Source organism: Pseudoalteromonas sp. 0303 (assembly GCF_013349995.1).
GTDB lineage: Bacteria > Pseudomonadota > Gammaproteobacteria > Enterobacterales > Alteromonadaceae > Pseudoalteromonas.
This window is the reverse complement of sequence record NZ_JABVXF010000048.1, coordinates 1-20,819: the sequence shown is the minus strand read 5'-3', so window position 1 is coordinate 20,819 and position 20,819 is coordinate 1. Positions and strand designations below refer to the sequence as shown.

Sequence of the window (20,819 nt, the reverse complement as noted above, 5' to 3'; positions counted from 1 at the left end):
ATGTGTCTGCTGTTCAACAATTGTTGCGTTTAAAAAACTTGCGCGCATTTTGGCTTACTTTAAGCTTATTTTGCGTGGTCTTGTTAAGTAATATGTTCAACCTCTTTCAGGCGAGCAATGCTTTTTTCTATCAAAATTTAGAGTCACTAAGTCACACTCAACAAACTAATGTTGTACTTATTACCAGCGACCGCTTAACAGACAACCACCAGCAACTCGTTGAAAAATTGTTTGAATATCAGCCTCGTGCGATTGTAGTGCTGGCTAATGAATCGTTAGTCGCACCAAAACTAGACAATGTCTACTACCCATACGCTGAGGGAGAATATTGCGTACCACAAATTGATAATTGGGCTACTTACCAAATGCGCATTCCTCAATCAAATGAGCTTGAATGCAAAAGTATTTGGCAGCAGATATTTAATTATGATGCAGAACACGTACAACTTATTGACTTTGATTTAGCTGTCACTGCGCTGCCAAAATTTAGTGCTGAACGGGTGCTAAATGTTGACGTAATGAGTGAGCAACTTGAAAATAAGATTATTATCATTGGTCAAAAAGCTGCCGCTTTTAATGTCTTTATTCACGCCCCAAAAGTCGACGGCTTAAATGATCCTTTATTACTGATGGCCTATCTCGCTGACAGTATTGATAAACAAACGACTGTAAAACAACTAAATAGCTTACTGACTATTTTTATTGAGCTTGCGCTTGTTTTTGTACTGCTTTTTAGCTTTCAAAAACTGTCGCTCATATATTCTTTTATTATTGCCTTAAATAGTGTGCTGCTATGGTGCTTATTGGGCTATTTTTTCATAGAATTTAATCAACTTTTCATCCCAATCGGACAATACATAGTATTGACATTTATCACCTTATTTTGGGTAATTGTCGTTCGAAAGATGTCTGAAGATAACGAGCTGAACACTGTTGTGAACAATATTCAGCAAAAAATGATGGGCCGTTTTATCCCACAAAGCTTTATTGAGCAAGCCTCGCCGTGGGATCCAATCATTCAATTAATTAGCCAGCAGCTAGACTTAGAAAAATCAATATTCCTTGCTCGAAAAGAAGACGATCATCGTGTTGTTGAAATTCGTGCGATTAATTGTAATTTAGATGATATTCAAGAGATGCGCCGTGATTACAAGCGCACTCCTTACAGCAAAGCGTTAAAATCATTAGGGGTTGTACAAATTACCCGCCCCTTCTTTACACATATTAAAGAAGGTGAAATCGAATTTATGGCGCCCTTGGTTTATGCCGGTGACGTCCGCGGCTTTTGGGCACTATCTGTTATCCCTAACAAATACTTCAATCAGCAAGCGTTTGAAAAAAACGTCAATAAATTCGCAGCTCAAGTTGCTGAATTGCTTTTCCATTATCATATATTTAAAACGACTCAAGCGAGTAACAATAGCTTATTAAATCAATTACTAACCTTAAAGCTACATGAGCCGATTAGTGAGCAGGTTAAACAATCTATTAATGAAATGGAGCAAAAGCTAACAACCTTAGAAATGGTATTTAATCATACCCGCTCTGCCACTGTTTTATTTAATTTGTTTGGTCAAGTAATTCAAACAAACGCATCCCTTGAACAATTTGCCAAGCAGCACCAACTTGCGATTTTTGAAATGACGGCACTAGACCTACTTTGCAAGAGCTGTGATTTAGACGCTGAAATTGCTAAAGGGAAATTGCGTTATATCACTCTAAACAAAGCAGAAGTAGCCTTACCAGCTAAGTTTGGCGAACAAGACTATACCTTAAATATTAAAGCCCTACACACTGACAGCTCACAAGCGGCATCCGGTGAGCCTTTTCAAGTATCAGGTATATTATTTGAATTTATCGATAATCATGTAGCTCGTAATGAGGGGCAAGGTTAATGGATTTTGTGTTAGCACTCTTCCCTGCAGGTAGTGGCCTTGGTCAATCTGTTATTACAACAGTTTGGGTAGGCACTGCAGTTGTATGCTTACTTAACTTGCGCTTCGGCTTTCCATTAACAGGCCTTGTAGTACCCGGTTATATCGTTCCTTTGTTAATAATTAGTCCAACCTCTGCGGCAGTTATTATCATTGAAGCTATTGTTGTATATGCCTTAATGCGTTTCAGCGCACATTATATGATGGAAAAATTTGGCTATAGCCAAATGTTTGGTCGTGATCGTTTTTTTGCCATCATATTGATAAGTATCCTAGTTAGAGTATGTATGGATACCTTGTTTTGGCCGTTAATTGCAAACCAATTAAGTCGCTGGGATATCACCTTTGATTATGCTTCACAGCTCTACTCTCTTGGTCTTATCATTATCGCTTTAACAGCTAATGTAATGTGGAACGGAGGCTTTAAATATGGCTTAAAAGTAACCTTTATTCAGTTACTTATTACCTTTATTCTCGTACGTTTTGTGCTCATGCCTTTCACAAACTTTAGTATTGCTAACTTGGGTATTATGTACGAAGCAGTAGCAGCATCAATTATTGCGGCTCCCAAAGCCTATATCATCCTAGTTATTACCGCTTTTCTTGCCTCTCGGGCGAATATTAAGTACGGCTGGGAGTTTAACGGTATCATGCTACCAGCACTTCTTGCCCTTCAACTTACTCAACCGAGTAAATTACTAACTTCATTTGCTGAAACAGCCATTATTTTGGCCGTTGGCGGGTCACTTATTCACTTTACTAGGCTTAGACACGCCAATATTGAAGGTGCCAGATTATTGATGCTGTTCTTCACTATCGGCTTTATTTATAAACTGATTCTTAACTACATAGTGGTCTGGTATTTCCCTGCCATAAAAGTGACCGATACTTTCGCGTTTGGCTATATGTTAGCGACTTTACTCGCTTTAAAGATTTATCAAAAAAACGCGTTAGGTCTTGTCGTTAGAGCAACACTCCAAACTTCAATAGTGGGTGGTGTACTGGCCATTATCGTTGGCTTTATTGTTATGCTAATTCCTTCGATACTATCTAAACCGAACCTTAAACCCGAAACTGAAATTCAGCATGTTATTACGCTTAATCAGCAAGTTAGCCAGTATAAAAGTTACCTTTATACCAGTCGTAGTAATAAAGTTAGTGTAAGTAGTTATAAAGCAAATCAAGCCGTTGCTGAATTTAAATATGCTGTTTATCAGCTTAATAAGGCAATCATTAAACAGCAAGATATCGCTGAGCTCTCAGCTTTATTTTCTAGCATTGGCTTTTTACTGCAAGGTGATGAAAACTATATTTATCTGATTGATACAATTGAAGATAGGCAACGCGGACTGTTTGTTTTAAACAAACAACCTAAAACCCCTTTATTAGTCACCGTGCCATTTCCAATTACTGAAAGTTTAGCCAGTGATTCTGCGGCCCTGATTTTCGAACAGCTACAAAGTAAAGCTTTGGTATTTGGTACAAGTAAAACGCCTCAAAAGACCTTAGCGAAAGAAAATCAACAAAGCCCATTTTATCAGGCGTTTATCTCTGCATTAGAAAGTACAGAGATATTGCAAATTCGAGAGGCCAACCGCCATACTGCTACTTTGTTTTCAGACAAAACAACACATGCAAACAGCCAATATTGGATCTATAACCAATTACCAAGCTCAGTAAGTCAACGCGAGCTCCATGATTTTGTCGGCAGTGAAACAACCTATTTTGGCACGGCAACGAGTAGCAGCCTACCTTCTTCAAGCTTTTCTGGTTCAATGTTCGAAATGTTTTTAGATGGTGATAATTACACCAATATTTTAGCCAGTATATACAGTGATAATTTCAATTACAGTAATCTACAGTTGAATGAATTAAATGAAGAAATTAATCAAATAGTTGATATTTATTCGACTCACATAAGCAAAAAAGGCAGTTTTGACTATCAACCACTTTCTAATAGTCAGGTCGCACTTTGGGAGTTTGAAGTCTTAACGCCACTTTACAAGCTGATTGCTCGCATTGGTAATGATGCGCTGACTGAAGATATGCTAAATCAGCTAAAACAAATTAATGGCACCGCACAGCTTTTGAGCTATCAATTAAGGCTTGTGAAAAACAACAGTGGCCGTTATTTACTGCTGAGCCCGCTAGATACTCCTGCTGCATTACAACAAGGCCAAGGCATATTCCTATTTAATTTGACCGAGCACGAAGCAATTACCTTAAGTGTCCCTAGACCTTTATTTGAAAGTAATACGTTAAGCTTTGCCAGTGAGTTATTTGCTAAGTCGAACGCTGCTAACCTACTCGTTGCAGGAGCGCACCCTTATGCACATCCACAAGCAAATGTATTAGCTGCAGATAATGTTGATTCTTTATTCAATATTATTCACCAAAGCTTCTTACGATTTACACAAAACCAGCCTAGCTTGAACATTCAAATTCGCAGCCATAGCGCACCTTCATGGATACGTCCAAATGCAATCGCATTCTCAACAACACAAATAAGCGATACTGCGATTCCATTAATGAAGCAAATTGATAATGAATTCAATGCGTTAGGTGTCAATTATCAAACAGTCATGGGGCAACAAGCCACTCGCGGTCTCGAGATTGGTAGCTCTCCGCAATCCGGTTACCAGCAGTTTAATGCCAATAGTGAGCTGGCAACCTTGTGGCTCGCTTCAGACTTTAAACAACAGTTTTCGATGGATCAAAGTAGTGTATTACAGCGTTTATTAGCCATTTCGAGTAACTCTAAGGTTAAGGTAATAAACCTTGCCACTCTATCACCATTTAACTGGCAACCGTTGGATGTTAACAAGAACCAACAGCTACAAACCCTTGTAAATAACTATGTCGCTAATCAGCGTCTCACATCATTGCGAGATTTTTGCTTCCAAATCCCCGCTTGTAGTTTACAAACCATCAAGCTGGAACACCTTGATAAATTCGCACTAATGATAAAGCAGAACAATAACATCCTTGCTATCTATAACCCGACAAACAATCAACTAATTGATGTAAAAGCATTTAACCTGCTAATGGGAGGAGGTCAGCGTGTATTTAATTAAACGCTTATTCGCCCTATTACTTATTTTGACATTACTTTTAGCTATATTTTTTGCAGGGCGCAGCTTTTTAGTGTGGCTAGACTCAGCAGAGCCCGTGGATGCACGTAGCAATACCGAAACGCGATCTAATGTACAGTGGTTAAGTAGCGAAAAGCCACTGCGATTTACATTTTCTAATCAGCGAACTCATTCATTACGCATTCTCTCTAATGCCGTGTTTGACCAATCAGTGTTTCTCGAATTACCGGTTAATTACGCAATTAAATATGTCCTTTATGATGATAAGGGTGATGTGATATTGGATAAAATTTACCATCACGCTTCAAAGCTAGTTAACAATAGTGAAGAACAACAGATCAAACAAATAATAGAGAATAAACAATCACTAAACGTTGCTTCTGGGCAGTCTTTTTATTTGCCAATCACTCATTATCCAAATGCCAAAAGCCTTGATTTAACGCTGATCCCAGAAGAAAAATCACTACAAGGCGTGGTTGTCCGTGTTCATGCAAAAACCCCTGAACAAAATATCGACCCGCTCAACAGTTGGCTTAAACGCCCTCTAGAAAGGCGAAGACGTGCCACTGACTATTTAACTATGGGTGAAAACACGCTAACCAGCGCTGAAATTAGTAATGCGATGGCATTTTGGTGGCAAAAAATTGCACCTCAAGGGATCCCTGGTATCGACTTTAAATCTGACATTTTGTATGAAACGCTACCTTACAATGTCACTACTTATGACTTTAGCATGCAGCAGCATGACTTAGGCGCTTATTACACTGAACTTGGCCTCTGTGCCAGTATTAAACTTGATGTGACTGACAGCCTTATTTTCACCGTCAACTCAGAGCAGCTATTACCATCGCTAACTTGGTATGATAAGCATCAGTTCAAGGCGCCAATACCAATCAGTGTATCTCCAACCGATAGCAAAAATAGCTATAAGACAGAGCTTATTGATGCAGGCCTAGTCACCATTTGTAGTGAAGAGCCATTACTGACAAATTGGCGAACAGCGTCAAGCACACCAATTTTAACGAGTTATGCAGGCAGCTATTTGGTGAATGAATTTGCCAGTGTAGATTTTGATATAGAGCCAAATAGTAATCTCAATATTGACGTTCGTGCATTGCAAAGTAGTCAGCTTAACGTGGTTATTTATGATGAACGTAACCTAGCAATAGAAGATTACACCGTGACTTTAAAAGGTGAAGTGTCAGACTTCGACCGATTGATCACCGATACAACTCAAAGACAGCGTGTCGGTATGCTCAATAGTTACTATTTACGTACCCCAGATAATGCTCATCATCTGAAAATTAGCGCTGAAAAAGATGTCTACGTTCGATTAAAATCTCGGTTAGCAGATTTCAATTATCAACGAACAATTTCTCATCAATATCTACCCGAGCCAATCAATGGTTTTTACGATATTGCCGCTTGGTATGAACAAAGAGCTGCAAATCATTATGAGTTAACGCAGCTAGCACATTTTACTAATATCCGTACTTTTACTCCGCCGAAAGAGCCGGATTTAGTGACAACTTTTTATCAATCTAAAGAGCTCTTTGCAAAGCTGCCATTATCAAATGTCGCTTTAGTGCTAAGTCCTGATCGCTATTTTATGCCTGAGTTAGCACCGCAGGTGTTTAACTTTGGCTTATATAACAAAAATAACTATTCTCCTTATGACGATTCTGAGGACAATAGTTTAGTTTATCGCTTAACTAACAAAAGCAGCAAAGAAGTCGCGTTGTCTGAGCTATCGGTCGAGGCATTACAGCAATTACAGTCACAGGCGAAAACTATTTACCAAAATTGGTATGGAGATCGCCCATGGATAAAGCAACGTATTTACCTGCTTGATAAAAATACCCCTTTGACACTTGATTTCACAAAGCAACAGCGCCCTATGAGCTTAGTATTTAAAGTGTTTCATGCAAATAGCAGCGAACCTGTGGAGTTATCGCTTACGCAAAATGCCGACTACAAAGCAGGGCTGACCAGTGAATACAGCATCGCTAAACAACGCTTTATGCTACATCAATCGGCATTACTCGATGCTTTTTTAATTCACCCCAAAAATAGTCAGTTAACAAGCTATCCTAGCGTTACTCAAACAATCACTAATGACATTGCTGAGTTACATTCCCTAACACTGCAAACAACTGACACGGTGTGGGTTTCTATACTTGAGGAATATCCTTTGCAGGAGCAAAAAGTAAGGTGGTGGAACCATGAAAACTAAAATAATGATGATTATAGTTTGGCTCTTTGTATCTACGTGCCACGCAACACCTAGTTTAAATGAGCTTACCTTGAGCTTAAAGTTATGGCTTGTTGATCCGCAACAGACTCCCACACACTTTAATGCCAACCAAGGTGCTCTATTTGCAAATGAAGCTTTAAATTCCGGTGGTGAAATTCATTATAAACAGCAAGGTGAAAAGTGCATTGCTTATGCACCACATCGCTTTTATGACAAACACACACATACTATTGCAAAGGGACTATATGCACACTGCCAAGTATTTTTAAGCAACACTAAACACCGCAACGACCGTGATGAGCATGGAGAACTTATTGACTTTGGTAAGTATAAATCAAGCGCGAGTAATGCCTTTATTCTTGCATACTCTGAACATGTTGAGTCATTTTCGATTTATCAGATCCATGGTTACGCAAAAGAAAAAAGGAAGACTCCAGAGGGTAAAAAAGCTGATGCAATTATAAGTAATGGTCATGCAATACCTAGCAAGCGGACGATTGCAATCACAGCCTGTTTAAATGAGCAGCTAGATATTACAGCTATGGTTTATGGCCTTGATGTTAAAGAACTTGGAGGCACCAGTAATATTCTTGCATCGCTGGCTCCTAAGAACAGTCAGTTTTTCCATATCGAGTTAAGTCGCCAGTTGCGTGAGCGATTAGTTTCTAATAACCAGCTATTTAAGTTGTTTAACCAATGCCTTATTTCATAATTGCAATTATTTTACTGCTACTTTCAATGCAGCCTGCATACGCTGTTGATACAAATAGAGGTGTTCTTGAGCCCGCAATTTGGCTGCAAACTTCGCCAAAGCTCGCGCCCTATACCACCAGCCAAGATATGAGCATTAGCGCCAAGCAACATCGCTATCTTTGGCTTCCTAAAGGACATTGGCTAGACATTGACCCTGAGCTTCTTAATAAATTCATTATTAGTGCGGGGAATACGCAATACATACAACAACGCCTACAAGTGCATCGCGATTTATTATGCGATACGAAGCGATGCCAACTCCCCGCTTTGGGCCATAACCGAATTGTCGCCATCCAAAATCACCTAGATGAGCGTGCCACATTCAGCGCTATGATTGGTCATATACCACAAGATGTAGATAGCTTTAGACGAGCTTTGTCGCTTGCAAAGCCTTCAGTTGTAACTAAAAACCGCAATGGCACTGAACGTTATTATCAACTAAGCAAAGATGACGAAGTCACCTTGTTTTTCCCGGCAGCAAAAAAGCTTAAATTATCTGTTCGCCAAAATATGCAACAGCCTGATGAAAAAGGTGTTGTTTATGCGTATGTCGATAAACAATTGGTTGCTAAAATCAATACCATTAATAGCCAAGCATTAGAATATAAAGAAAAGTCGTTAGGCCTTGAAAATACTGAGTACCTAGCTATCGCTGCCGGACAATACTTAACGATAAAAAGTAAAACCGATACATTTATCAAACTGGAGCAAAGTCACCGCGCAATTTATGACGATAATGCTGCAGAAAAAGAACAAGAAAAATTACTGTTACCCTACTGGTATCAAGTCGCTGATGATGCCATTACAGCGGTTTATCGCGACCACTCATTGCAAGTGTTTAGTGATGATGTATTTAAAGCAAATAACTCACTTGCCCTAAAACGCCGTACCAACTTGCTATCTATGATGACTGGGCAATCTCAGCTTAAGGGTAGTTATCGCACTTTGAACGCAGTTGAGTCTCAAAATAGTATGGTTACTGAACTCGCTGAGCAACGCTTAGTAGACGATCAGTTTTATCCACGTATAAATCAACAGCTCCGCCTTATAGCCACTTTAAGCCAATCTGCACAGCTATTTGATTTATCCAGTGAAAAACGTGCAACACCTTGGTTAACTTTAATTGCAAGGAGCACTAAAGACAGCCAATTGAAACTATCTGCAGGTGAAAATAGTTGGTTAGTAAACCTAAAAGCAACAAATGACTTTCAAACATTATTTATCTCTGTGCCACTGAGCAGTCAGTCATTAACAATTCAAAGCTTAAGTAGTCAATCAAATAAAGTTGAGTTTGCGCTCTATGCAAGAACGCTTGCGGATCTGCCCAGCGACGAAGTGATATATCAACAAGCAGTTAATACTAAGAATATAAGCCCTGCGATATCAAAACTGATTGCAGATGACCTACACAAACAACATGCTGATTATTTAGCGGCCATCGAGCCCTACGCGCCAGCACGTAAAAACGTCTCTGCATTTAATGCCGAACAATCATTATTAACAGCGAAAGACTTAGCTAATAGCGCCCCTCTCGATGCCTTAGCATTTTTAAAACCTCTGACCCAAAATGCGAATACAACGATTGCCATACAAGCTTGGCAACTTAGAGTCGCAATTTTACGTAAACAGCAACAGTTCCACTTAGCCAATAGTTATTTAGAAGGCCTATACAAAAGTACACAGCAATTAGAGCTGAAGCAATTTGCAGCAAAAGCCTTGATTGATAGTTATCAAACAGAACGTCAAGATATTAAACTATTTGCACTGTGTGCAGGTAACTTAACAAGCATAAATGAGTGCCCGCCAGTTTTGATTAATTTAGCGGTAAAACAGCAAAAACATCGTTTGGCTGCGTGGCTGGCTCACTCATCAACTGTGCCAACTAAAGTGTCTGAAAGCTTTAAAGCGCTTAACTATCAAACTCTCAGTGCCCCTCCCTTGATTGATGAAGCGCGTTATTTAGTAAAAGCAGGTATGCAAGAAACCTTTATTAACAGCCAGGGGAAATCTCAAAATACTGTCATCACACAAACAATGCCATGGCACTTTACAGCCCAAACACCTATTAATTTAGTTATTAAGGCTCGCACAGCAGCCAAGCAGAACGGTGAGTACCAAACCGCTTGGCTTATGGCTGAGAGTCAATATCAGCATAAACTCATGCCTATTTTTAGTGATATACCCGCAACTACTTTGTTTGTTAAAAACCAACAAGCTGCCTCAATTGCAGCCACACTAGTAATTCGCCTTAAAGCTGGTGAAGCGCTAAAAATAACAGCTGACCATACGAGTTATCTTGATGTAAGCTTCATTCCAGACTCTTTATTTAGTCAGTTCGATTATGTGTCTGACGCCGCAAATAAATCCCCATCAAATGATATTATGTCGCTTATCTACTCTGCAGACGCTACACAAGCCGAACTTTTATTAAATGGGCTTTATTTACTTAGTAAAAAGCGCCTTACCAATAACCAATACACACAACTTCTTCAGCGCTTAGAAACCTTAGGTGCTGATTCTAAGTCGACCTTTTTACAAAACAGAATAGAAAGTTATGGTCAATGGCAGCCATTAGATAGTTTGCTCGACTTTGCTGGTACGCGATTATTTGACATGCAAAGTACAGCACAAAGTAGCTTTGCAGATCGTTTTACATTGCTTAATACACAGGCAGGCTCCAATAAAGGCATACTGCTGCGCCCATTTCACACATTAAACATTGATTTAGCACAAACTGAAGGGCAACAAATTCGCTTTAAATTTAACTTTTCTACTGCTGAATTGGCTCGTGCAAATGTTGCTAACCTGTCATTACAATTAGCAAATGATCAAAAGATCTGGTCAGTCACAGAGCAGCAAAGCATTCCTTTCACATTTAACAAACGTGAATTGGATAACAACATCATTTCTGTCAGGTGGCTGAACCCGTATCTATCGCAGCACCTAACAATTGAAGCTGAACAATATGTTATAGGTCGCTGGCAACACCTAGAGCTGCCGACAACGTTACTCTTTTACACAGTGACACCTGATACGCCTTTAATGGCCAAATTATCTGCTGACAGACTCATTAAGTTAGAACAGATGAATGAATTTAAGCGAACAGAAAGGCGTTTCTTCCACCCTGCGGGTAAGGTTGAAGTGACTGCAGATAAATTACAATACGTTCGTTTGTATAGCTGGCAGCTAAGTGAGCAAAGCAATAAAATTTCGCCTTACTCACAGGCAAAAACCCTGTTGCCTGAACTGGTCACTTATCAAGCGCCAGAAAAGCCCTCTATTATCAATGAGCAGATAAACCTACATAGTGACGAATTAAATTGGCAGGGATTTATTCGCTACGATCAACAAACAATTTTCCAAAGTGCCGAAGATATACCAGCCCGTGAAGAAATAGATATAGGTGCCCGCTTACGCCTCAATGATGATAATCACTGGTATCAATTAGAGGGCTATTACTCTATGAGCGATAGCCAGGCTGATATTTTTGCCCTAAATGGTTACCATTCTTGGCAAGATGAAAACAGCCCATGGTATATCGACACGCAAATCAACTCACGTTGGCAGCCAAGCCATGATAGTTTTGACTTACAGTATGCATTAGATGCAAGTATCAGTATTGGTCAGTCTTGGCAGCGCGATACTGTGCACCGTCACCAATGGCAAGTAACGCCTTACATTCACTATAGCAGCGCAGACCTTGATGATTACTTAGCAGATGAGCAACTAAACTCGAGCATTTTCAACTTCTACCGTGAAAATCATGCATCTGGCTGGTTGAGTTATTACCAGTACCGTTATCAACCTTGGGTTGATAACTACCTTAATTTTGGTGTTTCCTCTGGTTCTAACGATGACTGGATAAGCCTAGACTACTTACGTTTCAATTCAAGTTGGAACCAATATTATCGTGGCCACATTTTTCAAGTTGGTCTAGATAGCTACTATCGCTTTGCTGATGAGCATAGAGCTACAGCCACATGGCAATACATCACTCGCTTTGCGTGGCAAAAACAAGTCAATTTAGGCAGTTTTACAAATGGCTGGCTGAAACTAAGCTGGCAGCAAGACTGGGTCTGGAACAATCATAATATTAGTCTCGAGTTTTCATCAGGTAATAACCAGCACACCGGATTTGCACCTTTTGCTCATGATGAAATTATTTTCCCTGCACTTCAACTTAACCATTTGCTAGAGCACAGTGATTATGAGCAGTAAACAACTTAAACAACGCCTAGAAACCTTGCTATTTGCTGATATAGCTAGTTTTTGGCTAGACTTATACCGTCAGAAGTATCATGAACTTGTTGATGAATTAAGCCAATGGGAGCTGATAAAAAATCAACCTGACGACGACGATGAAGATGACTGGCTTTTATTACAAGCGATTGCTTTCCTTACTCACAAGATTGAAACCTTGCAGAATCAGTTGCTTAAACTTGATACCGACCATCGCCGTTTTGTAGAGCGTTTGAGCCATGCAGAGTTAAAAGCAGAACGTGAGTTTCACATTCTTGATTACGCATACATTTTAGGGGCAGACCGACTGCAGCTAAAAAAAGATCAAGAGGCTTTTCAGCGCTGGTTTGATGAAGGTGCGATGATTAATCGCTATCAAGATAAAACCTCTGAGCTTGAACAATCACTGAAATTTTTAATTGGTAAACTTGGGGATTTAGCGAATCGCTATTTACGTAGTCACGCTGACGAAATTACGCAATCATGGCTGACTCTAAATTTAGAAAGCTTCTTCTTGTCGTTATTAGAAAAAACTGACAATGAAGCCATTCGCAACTCAATTTTTCGCGCTTTGGCAAATCAAGTGCAGCTAATAAGTGAACATGTAGATGATCCTGAGTTTAATGCCGAATTAGTAGAAAACTTACTACAGTCTCTTGAAAAAATAACAACCCCGCATGCTGCAAAAGTCGATATCTTAGAAATTTTAATTAATTTAAGGCCAACATTCACACGCTACTATATGCGATCTCATATTGATTTAGAGCTACCTGAAAATGAGCAAATTGACCGAAGGCAGTTATTTTTACTCAGTGCCTTTGCTGGCATCCTTAGCAAACAGCTTAACCTCAGTGAGGTTAACATTAAACTATTATTTTTACTCGCCAAACATCGCTACCCAAGAGTAAGGCAAAGTGTCTATGAGCAGTGTGCTGTGTTGCCATGGCCATGCTCGCAACAGCTTATTTTAGAAGGCTTACAAAATGAGACTCAACAAGCTGTTAGGTTAACTCTGATTAAGCAATTAGCCGATCCACGTTTCAGTGAGCATCAGCAAGGATTCAAAGTTTGGCAACAGCAATTAATAGTAACGGCTAGCTTTGCTGAAAAACGCTTATTACTCGAGTTAAGTCCTCGCATTATGTTTAATCTGCAAGTGGATTGCCATACAGAGCAGCAAGCTAATAGTTTATTTAAATCATTTGTGGAATTTTTAAATCAGCGTCTAGAAGATGAGCCAAGCCTCGCTATTCGCCGCATTATCAGCCGTGTACGAGAGCAACTTGTAAGCTTTATGCACCAGCAGCAAGTAGCACAACTTGAAGTTGACCTGAGTGCCCACAAAAGTCTAGATTTAGCTGATTGGAATGAGCAGTTACTTGGCAGGTTATTAAGTAATCAAGCGCAAAATTATGAAGCCTACAATGTCAGTGCGCACAAGAAGTCATGGCAAGTACAATATGGCTACAAGCGAGGCTTTCGTTTTTGGCGACTTTGGCATGAATTCAAAACGCCGAGTACTGATAAACGCCAGAGTTTTAACCACTTGCATGCAAGAAAACCAAGTGCATTTATGCATATTCCTAGTAGTACAGTGGCTGAAATTAGTCAAACAGAAGTCCCTGGCGAACCACGCTTTGATGAACAGCAATTTAGTGCTCGTGAACACTTGCCATTACTCGACTTTCTTTTGAGCAGCCTTTCTCAAGACAACCTAAAAACGCCAGCAAAAACCTATACACCGGATGGTATTCTCATAGTGACCCCACCGAATAGCCTATTTGCAAGGCTTTACTGCTATAGCTGGATATCGTTTAACTATGAAAAATTAAACGAACTGAGAAATGGCTCAGAAGTTGAACAAAAACAGTTTTTAGAGATACTAAAAAGTAAAGGGTTTACACTTGATTTTCAACCGTATGGTAGCGTACTTGATACAAACTTCCCAGTAGAAACAAGTATCAGTAGTTTATATAACAAACTCGCAATTACACCATTTCTGTTTAATCTATGGTCAAGCTTTAAAGAGTATGCTTATTCAATTTACCAAAATAGCATAGGCCAGCTTATATTCTTTGTGCTCAGCTTTATTGCCTACTTTTGGGCAAGGCATTTGAAAATTAGTCGTCAAATAAAGTCTGACAGAGCACATATTCCGGTTTCAATTGGTGGTTGGGGAACGCGAGGAAAGTCAGGAACTGAGCGTTTAAAAGCTGCACTTTTTAGTAGCCTCACGTTAAAAGTTGTTAGTAAAACCACAGGCTGTGAAGCGACCATGATCTATGCCAGAGCCAGTGGTGAACAGTTCGAAATCCCTCTATTTAGACCCTTTGATAAAGCCAGCATTTGGGAACAAAGTGACGTTTTACACTTTGCCAAAAATGTAAATGCGGATGTTTTTTTATGGGAATGCATGGGGTTAACTCCGCGTTATGTCAGAATTTTGCGCAACTGGATGCAAGATAGCTTTTCAACTATCACTAACGCCTACCCGGATCATGAAGACATTTTAGGACCAACAGGTATCGATGTTGCTAATGAAACAAGCCATTTTATTGATGAAAACAGCTTAGTATTCACCAGCGAGCAAAACATGGCCCCTATACTTGAGGCGAATGCGAAGCAAAAGAATTCAAATTTAATTCAGGTTCATTGGGCTGACGGCCTACAAATTACCGAAGATATTCGAGCCCTTTATCCATATCAAGAGCACCCTGCAAATATTGCTTTAGTTTGTAAAATGGCCAAACACATTGGCCTCAGCAAAGATTATGTATTTAAAGAAACCTCTGCGCAAATTATTCCTGATATCGGCGTATTACAACAGTTTCCTCGGGCACCAATAGGTTCTATAGAGCAGTCTTTTGTAAATAGTATGTCGGCAAATGAGCGCTTAGCAACGCTTGAGAATTGGCGCAGACTCAGCCTTTATGAGCTCAATGATTGCCCTAAGACACAAGTCATTGCATTAATTAATAACCGTAATGATCGTGTCGCTCGCTCGAAAGTATTCGCTAATATTTTGAGCCATGACTTAAGGTTTGACCGAATTGTAGTAATAGGTACTAATGTAGATGGCTTTTATAGTTATTTTATTAATGCATTAACAGAGCGAATTGACAAGCTCATTGAAAATAATGATATTGAAGAACTTGAAAGCCTATTGGTACAACTGAACTTATTTACTGCAGAGCAGCTCCATGCCCGCTTTGTCAATGCATATGGGCAAACCAATGCAGATAAATTAATGTCGCTGAGTGAAGGGACACTCAATAAAGCCTGCGTAAAAGAAATTCTCGGAGATATTTTAGACTCACAAGTAGGTGTTATTTTGAGTTATTTCCGCCACCACTTTCAACGAAATGCGCTTGCTGCTTTACAAGAAAACATAGCTGAAAATGCAAATGAAATAAAAGAGTGCCTATTAACTATTACTAAGTCTAAAATAACAGTCCATGAAAACAGCAATTTATCTGCCGATGAACTTACTATTTCAACCGCCGATTTAGCTCTGCCAAATACACATCAGGTTATTGTAGGCATGCAAAACATAAAAGGTGCAGGTTTAAACTACGTGTACGCATGGCAACAGTGGCAGAAAATACATCAAACCATACGCCACTTATTTACTGAACAGTGTTCAGCTAAAGAGTTTCGTACCGCACTTACAAACTTAAATATGATTGTTTCGTTCAATCTCATTGAAATAGACTATATGAAACAACATTTAGCAACTTTAAAGAAAACTCACCTTGCGCAAAATGAGTTTTGCCAGGCTGAAATATCTAGCCTGTTAGAAAAACTTGAAGAAGATGAATCAAACCAAAAGCAGGAGCAACAACAAGCCTTACTTGTGAAATACTTCAATCAACTAATTGAATCATTTTTAGATGCCGGTGCTGCAGTAAAACGGAAAAAGCGCGCAAACCAAATTTATCGTGATATTGCAGATCAGCGTATCACTTTAGAAAAAGCGATTAAGCTACTCGGTAAACTTAGTCGCAATCAAAAGTCTGGATGGTTCGCGAACAAGTCAAATCAAGACTAACTTTAGGATTAGACCAAAAACCAAACCCCAATACTTACGGGTTTGTTTTTTTTGAGCTATAAAAAAATCTTGAAAAATCAGAAATTTCCGATCAAAAAACAAGCTTTTATAAATCATAAAGTTAAACGAATAAATGTAAAATCACCGCAAATTCGGCTTGTTCCTTAATTGAACAAAAGCCATTTAAAGCAGTAAAATTATACTATTCAATATTAATTTTATGTTAACCAAATAACGGAGAGTGTCATGAAAAGCTTGGTTACTAAACTAGCAATTTTACCTTTAGCTATTGCATCGGGTATTGCAATGGCTGGCACAAATTTAGTAGAAAACGGATCATTTGAAAATACAGATACAGTGACCGATCACAATGGTCAATGGCAGTTATTTGATGTAATACCTGGTTGGACTCGTAGTACTAACGCTAAATTTGAAATTCAAACCAATAAACTTGGAATTATTCCTGCACAAGATGGTGAAAAGCACATTGAACTTGATTCAACAGCCAACTACAGCATTTCGCAAGCAATTGCGACGACAGCTGGTAATCAGTACGAATTAAGCTTTTATTACTCAGCGCGTGTAGTTGGTAATGAACAAACGAATAAAGCAGAAGTTTTATGGAATGGTGAATCATTAGCTGTTGTAAATAGCAGCACTCAAGGCTGGACTAAATACAGCTTTACAGTTGAAGCTGATAGTGCAAGCTCAGTGTTAAGCTTTGCAGGCGCAGGGACATCTGATTCAGTAGGTGCATTCATCGATAACATCGTAGTGACTGAAATTCCGGCACCATGTGCAGTTGTAACCGGTTTATATGGTATTAATAACTTTGGTTCTGAGACTGAAGGCTATGTGTATCACTTTAACCCAGAATCAAGCGCTGTAACTGTAGTTGCAGGTCTTAACAATACAGCATCAAATATTGCTAGCAAAGACGGTATGCTGTACTTCATGGAGCAACTTGATAGCAGCAGCAAAGCATCAAAAATCTATAGCTTAGATTTAGCCACTGATACGCAAGCTGAAGTTGCAGATGCGACATCATTCCCAATTTATCGCTCAACAGTGACTGCGGATGGTCTGTCTTTACGTGCGACTAGCAAAACATACATGTATGATTTTGACCTAACTACAGGTGAAAAAACGGTATTAGGTAAACTATCGTATGAAGGCGATACATTTGCAGACGGCGACATCGCTTATTCAAGTGACTACAATGTACTTTACGTATTAACTGGTAAAGCACTTTACACATTAGATGAAGGCAGCCTTGAGTTAACTCAAATCGGTGAGCACGGTGTTAATTGGGCGTCAGGTATTGCGATTGCTGATGACGGTACAATTTATATTTCAGGTAGAGAAAGCGGCGAGAATGCAAAAATCTACACCTTAGATCAAAACACCGCTGAAGCGACATTCGTAATGGATGGTCCAGAACACGTAAACGACTTAACGTTTGTTAGTGAAGCAGTTTGCGCAGCAGAGTAAACTGTGTTTAAAGCCATAAAATGCCAGCTTAGCTGGCATTTTTTTAGCTAATCTTAGGTATCACTTATTAGTGAGCTTCTTTTGCTCTAACATTTCTTTCCAGTGCATCACTTCTGCTGGCAAAATAGGTGCAACTCCGCTAAAGCCCGCAACTTCAAGCATCTCTTCAACGCTGACTACACCTTTTTTGCGTTTAAATACACCACGCACATAAGCAATTGCATGCAAACCTCTTTCTGAATGAAATTTTTGCTCAATGTAAAAGTATTTATGATCCCAGCCAACCAAGCGAGTGCTAACTGTGTACTTTTGCATTGGCTTTATATCGCGAATATAGGTAATTGCAGTTGCATTAACGATTGGGAACCAGCGGCGCTTCATTATGTGCTTTAACAAGCCTACTCGCTCAGTCATCCAAGTACGGGCGAGGTCCATCATTGCTAAGTAGCGAGAATTAGTCAGATGGAAGTTAATATCGCAATCGGTTGGTAATGCTTTGAATTCAATATCAATCGTGTCTAACAATTGTTGATAATCACGATTACGTTTAATTTTAAAAAACAGTAGTATTAGTCGAAAATAAAGGTTCACGGCAAAGGTCTAACCAGTTGATAATACACAAAGTGTATCACAGCATATTGCTAAGGCGAATATTCTGCTCTAATCTGTGCATATATTAGTATAAAAAAAGAATAACCTAATGAAATTATTTAGTTTGGTAACTTTGTTCACTGCAAGCTTATTCACCAACTCGGCATTTGCTGACTTCAACTTTCCTGGTGAAGGCTCGTTGAAGTATCCAACAGGTGTTGAGAAAGCCTTTAAATTTGGTTTTGCTTGGCAACAAGGTGCTGAAAAGTTCACTATTGGTGATAAAAGCTATGATATGTCTCTACCAGAATCATATTCTGTGGCAATAACGCTCAGTAAAGACGAGGAACAAGTATGGGTACAAGAATTCAATAATGGCTTTATTGAAGGCTTCAACTGGCAAATTGCTGATCACACCTTGAAACTCGAAAAGCGTAAATTTAGCGATTCTGTAAAAGGTGATTACATTATTAGTCTAGATAACCGCGATTACTTTTTTGCCCGTAATAACATCAGTATTGTGATCAAGTTCGACGATGAGGGTATTAAAAATATCGCTATCGATGGTGTCACCAAAGATATGGGTACCAAACAATAATTTTTAATCGAAAAGAAAAAGGCTTAGGTTTTACCTAAGCCTTTTTTGCTTAATTAAGCTATATAATTAAACCTTCACTGTCTTACGGTTAATACCGTAATCTCGAAGCTTATTTGCTACTGCCGTGTGGCTCAAACCTAATCGCTTAGCGAGCTGACGAGAGCTTGGATAAGCAGGATAAAGCTTACGAAGTAAAGTCGCCTCAAAACGTTTTACCGCTTGGTCTAAGGTTCCTTCAAAGTCGGACTCGAGATAACCTAAATCATGGGTAAACGTTGGTAACTGAAGGTGCTCAATACGCAACTCGTTATCATCTAACAAAGATACCGCACGATAAATTGCATTTTCTAATTGGCGCACGTTGCCCGGCCATGGATAATCTTGTAAAAAGCGCAAACAATCTTCAGACATCACTGGCACAGAATGACCATTTTGCTGGGCATACTTTTGAATAAAGTGCTCTGCTAACGGGCCAATATCAGCTTTTCTATCTCGTAATGGCGCAATTTCTAAGGTCAAAACATTAATTCGGTAATAGAGATCTTCTCTAAATGTCCCCTCTTGCACCATTGCGGGTAAGTCTTTTTGTGTTGCAGCAACGATACGCACATTTACTTTTACTTCGTTTTCATCACCGACTTTTCGGAAGGTACCGTCTTGTAAAAAACGTAGTAGCTTAGTTTGTAGCTGAGTCGACATTTCACCAACTTCATCTAAAAACACTGTGCCACCATCAGCTTGCTCTAAAACGCCGCGTTTTGGTGCCGCATTTTCTTCATAGCCTGCGTAACCAAATAGTTCAGACTCAGCGACATCATCAGGCAACGAAGCACACGACAAAGCGATAAACGGTTTTACTGAGCGGTTTGATGCGTAATGACAAGCACGAGCAAGTAACTCTTTACCTGTGCCGGTTTCACCAGTAATAAGAATTGGCGCTTCAAGCTGTGCCATTTTACGTGCTTCACGGACCACACGACGCATTGCAGTACTAAAATTATGTATGGTTGCAAAACTTTCTTGGCCATAACGACGAAACGCACTGACTTGTTGACCTAGTCGACTTTGTGATTTGATATTAATAACTGCACCGGCTAACACATCCCCTTCAACACCTTGGGGTACTGAAATAGGTAGAATATCGGCAATAAAGTCTTCGCCAGCTACTTCAACTCGGGTTGTTTGACCAAGTACTTCTTTGCCTTCTAACCAACGCGTAAAATTAAAGCCTTTAAGCAAATTATTAATGTTAGCGCCAATCACTTCGCTCTCAGATAATTGCAAGTCGCGACACGCGGCATCATTACATAAACGCACCCAGCCTTTAGCGTCAATAGATATCACCCCGTCTGGCAATGCACGTAGTAATGTATTTAACTCATTATGCTCTCGCTCAGAAGGTAAAAATGCAGTTGTACGAACGTCTTTCACGCCATCTATCAAACGGATAGATGGCATAATTTTTTGGAATTGTTCAAACTCAATAGGCGGAAAGCTCACGTACATTCGACAATTAACCGAATCTACCTCGATGCCTTTTAAATCAACTTGGTAACTAACCAAGATATTGAGAATCTCTTGTGCGATACCAATTCGGTCAGCACAGTGGATATCTAAACGCATTACATCCTCAAAAAACGGGAACCTATAGTATGAGAATAATACGCTAACTCCCTGCAGCTGGGTAGTCTATTGTAAACAATTTTGGACAAATAACTTAATTAGTCGGGTACTTGGTCCATTCTCCACCATCTAATTGGATGTAAGGCTGCCCTTTTATATACATCATTACCGTATCTTCATTCTCGGCGACCTTGGC

At 39.4% G+C, this 20,819-nt stretch carries 10 protein-coding genes; 8 read left to right on the top strand and 2 right to left on the bottom strand.

The annotated features are described in order from the left end of the window. The first annotated feature begins 2 nt into the window (after positions 1–2). From HUS62_RS20260 to HUS62_RS20230, 7 genes are all read left to right on the top strand, one after another. The gene (locus tag HUS62_RS20260; protein ID WP_175080937.1) at positions 3–1,895 is read left to right on the top strand and encodes a hypothetical protein; all 1,893 of its coding nucleotides are present in this window, start codon (positions 3–5) and stop codon (positions 1,893–1,895) included. Next, a complete protein-coding gene (locus HUS62_RS20255; protein WP_175080936.1) occupies positions 1,895–5,008 on the top strand; it encodes a poly-gamma-glutamate biosynthesis protein PgsC/CapC in 3,114 nt (1,037 codons plus the stop codon). Before HUS62_RS20260 ends, HUS62_RS20255 begins: the two co-directional genes overlap by 1 nt. Continuing rightward, the gene (locus HUS62_RS20250; protein WP_175080935.1) at positions 4,995–7,259 is read left to right on the top strand and encodes a hypothetical protein; all 2,265 of its coding nucleotides are present in this window, start codon (positions 4,995–4,997) and stop codon (positions 7,257–7,259) included. The genes HUS62_RS20255 and HUS62_RS20250 overlap by 14 nt, the downstream gene beginning before the upstream one ends. Further along, entirely contained in the window at positions 7,249–7,992 is a 744-nt protein-coding gene (locus HUS62_RS20245) for a hypothetical protein (protein WP_175080934.1), read from the top strand. The genes HUS62_RS20250 and HUS62_RS20245 overlap by 11 nt, the downstream gene beginning before the upstream one ends. Beyond that, positions 7,977–12,251 (top strand): hypothetical protein, encoded by a 4,275-nt coding sequence (locus HUS62_RS20240; RefSeq protein ID WP_175080933.1) that lies wholly within the window; start codon positions 7,977–7,979, stop codon positions 12,249–12,251. The genes HUS62_RS20245 and HUS62_RS20240 overlap by 16 nt, the downstream gene beginning before the upstream one ends. Continuing rightward, complete coding sequence (locus HUS62_RS20235) at positions 12,241–16,320, top strand: poly-gamma-glutamate synthase PgsB (RefSeq protein WP_175080932.1); 4,080 nt, start codon at positions 12,241–12,243, stop codon at positions 16,318–16,320. The genes HUS62_RS20240 and HUS62_RS20235 overlap by 11 nt, the downstream gene beginning before the upstream one ends. A 246-nt stretch (positions 16,321–16,566) precedes the next feature. Then, the gene (locus HUS62_RS20230; RefSeq protein WP_175080931.1) at positions 16,567–17,811 is read left to right on the top strand and encodes a DUF642 domain-containing protein; all 1,245 of its coding nucleotides are present in this window, start codon (positions 16,567–16,569) and stop codon (positions 17,809–17,811) included. Positions 17,812–17,871: 60 nt separating this feature from the next. Here HUS62_RS20230 and HUS62_RS20225 read toward each other — a convergent pair whose 3' ends face one another. After that, complete coding sequence (locus HUS62_RS20225) at positions 17,872–18,402, bottom strand: thioesterase family protein (protein WP_054561929.1); 531 nt, start codon at positions 18,400–18,402, stop codon at positions 17,872–17,874. 109 nt (positions 18,403–18,511) lie between these two features. Here HUS62_RS20225 and HUS62_RS20220 point away from each other — a divergent pair, with 109 nt between their 5' ends. Continuing rightward, positions 18,512–19,000 carry a hypothetical protein gene (locus HUS62_RS20220; protein WP_175080930.1) on the top strand — a complete coding sequence of 163 codons (489 nt, stop codon included), beginning with the start codon at positions 18,512–18,514 and terminating at the stop codon, positions 18,998–19,000. A gap of 66 nt (positions 19,001–19,066) precedes the next feature. Here HUS62_RS20220 and tyrR read toward each other — a convergent pair whose 3' ends face one another. After that, positions 19,067–20,623 (bottom strand): transcriptional regulator TyrR, encoded by a 1,557-nt coding sequence (tyrR, locus tag HUS62_RS20215; protein ID WP_175080929.1) that lies wholly within the window; start codon positions 20,621–20,623, stop codon positions 19,067–19,069. Between the last annotated feature and the right edge of the window lie 196 nt (positions 20,624–20,819).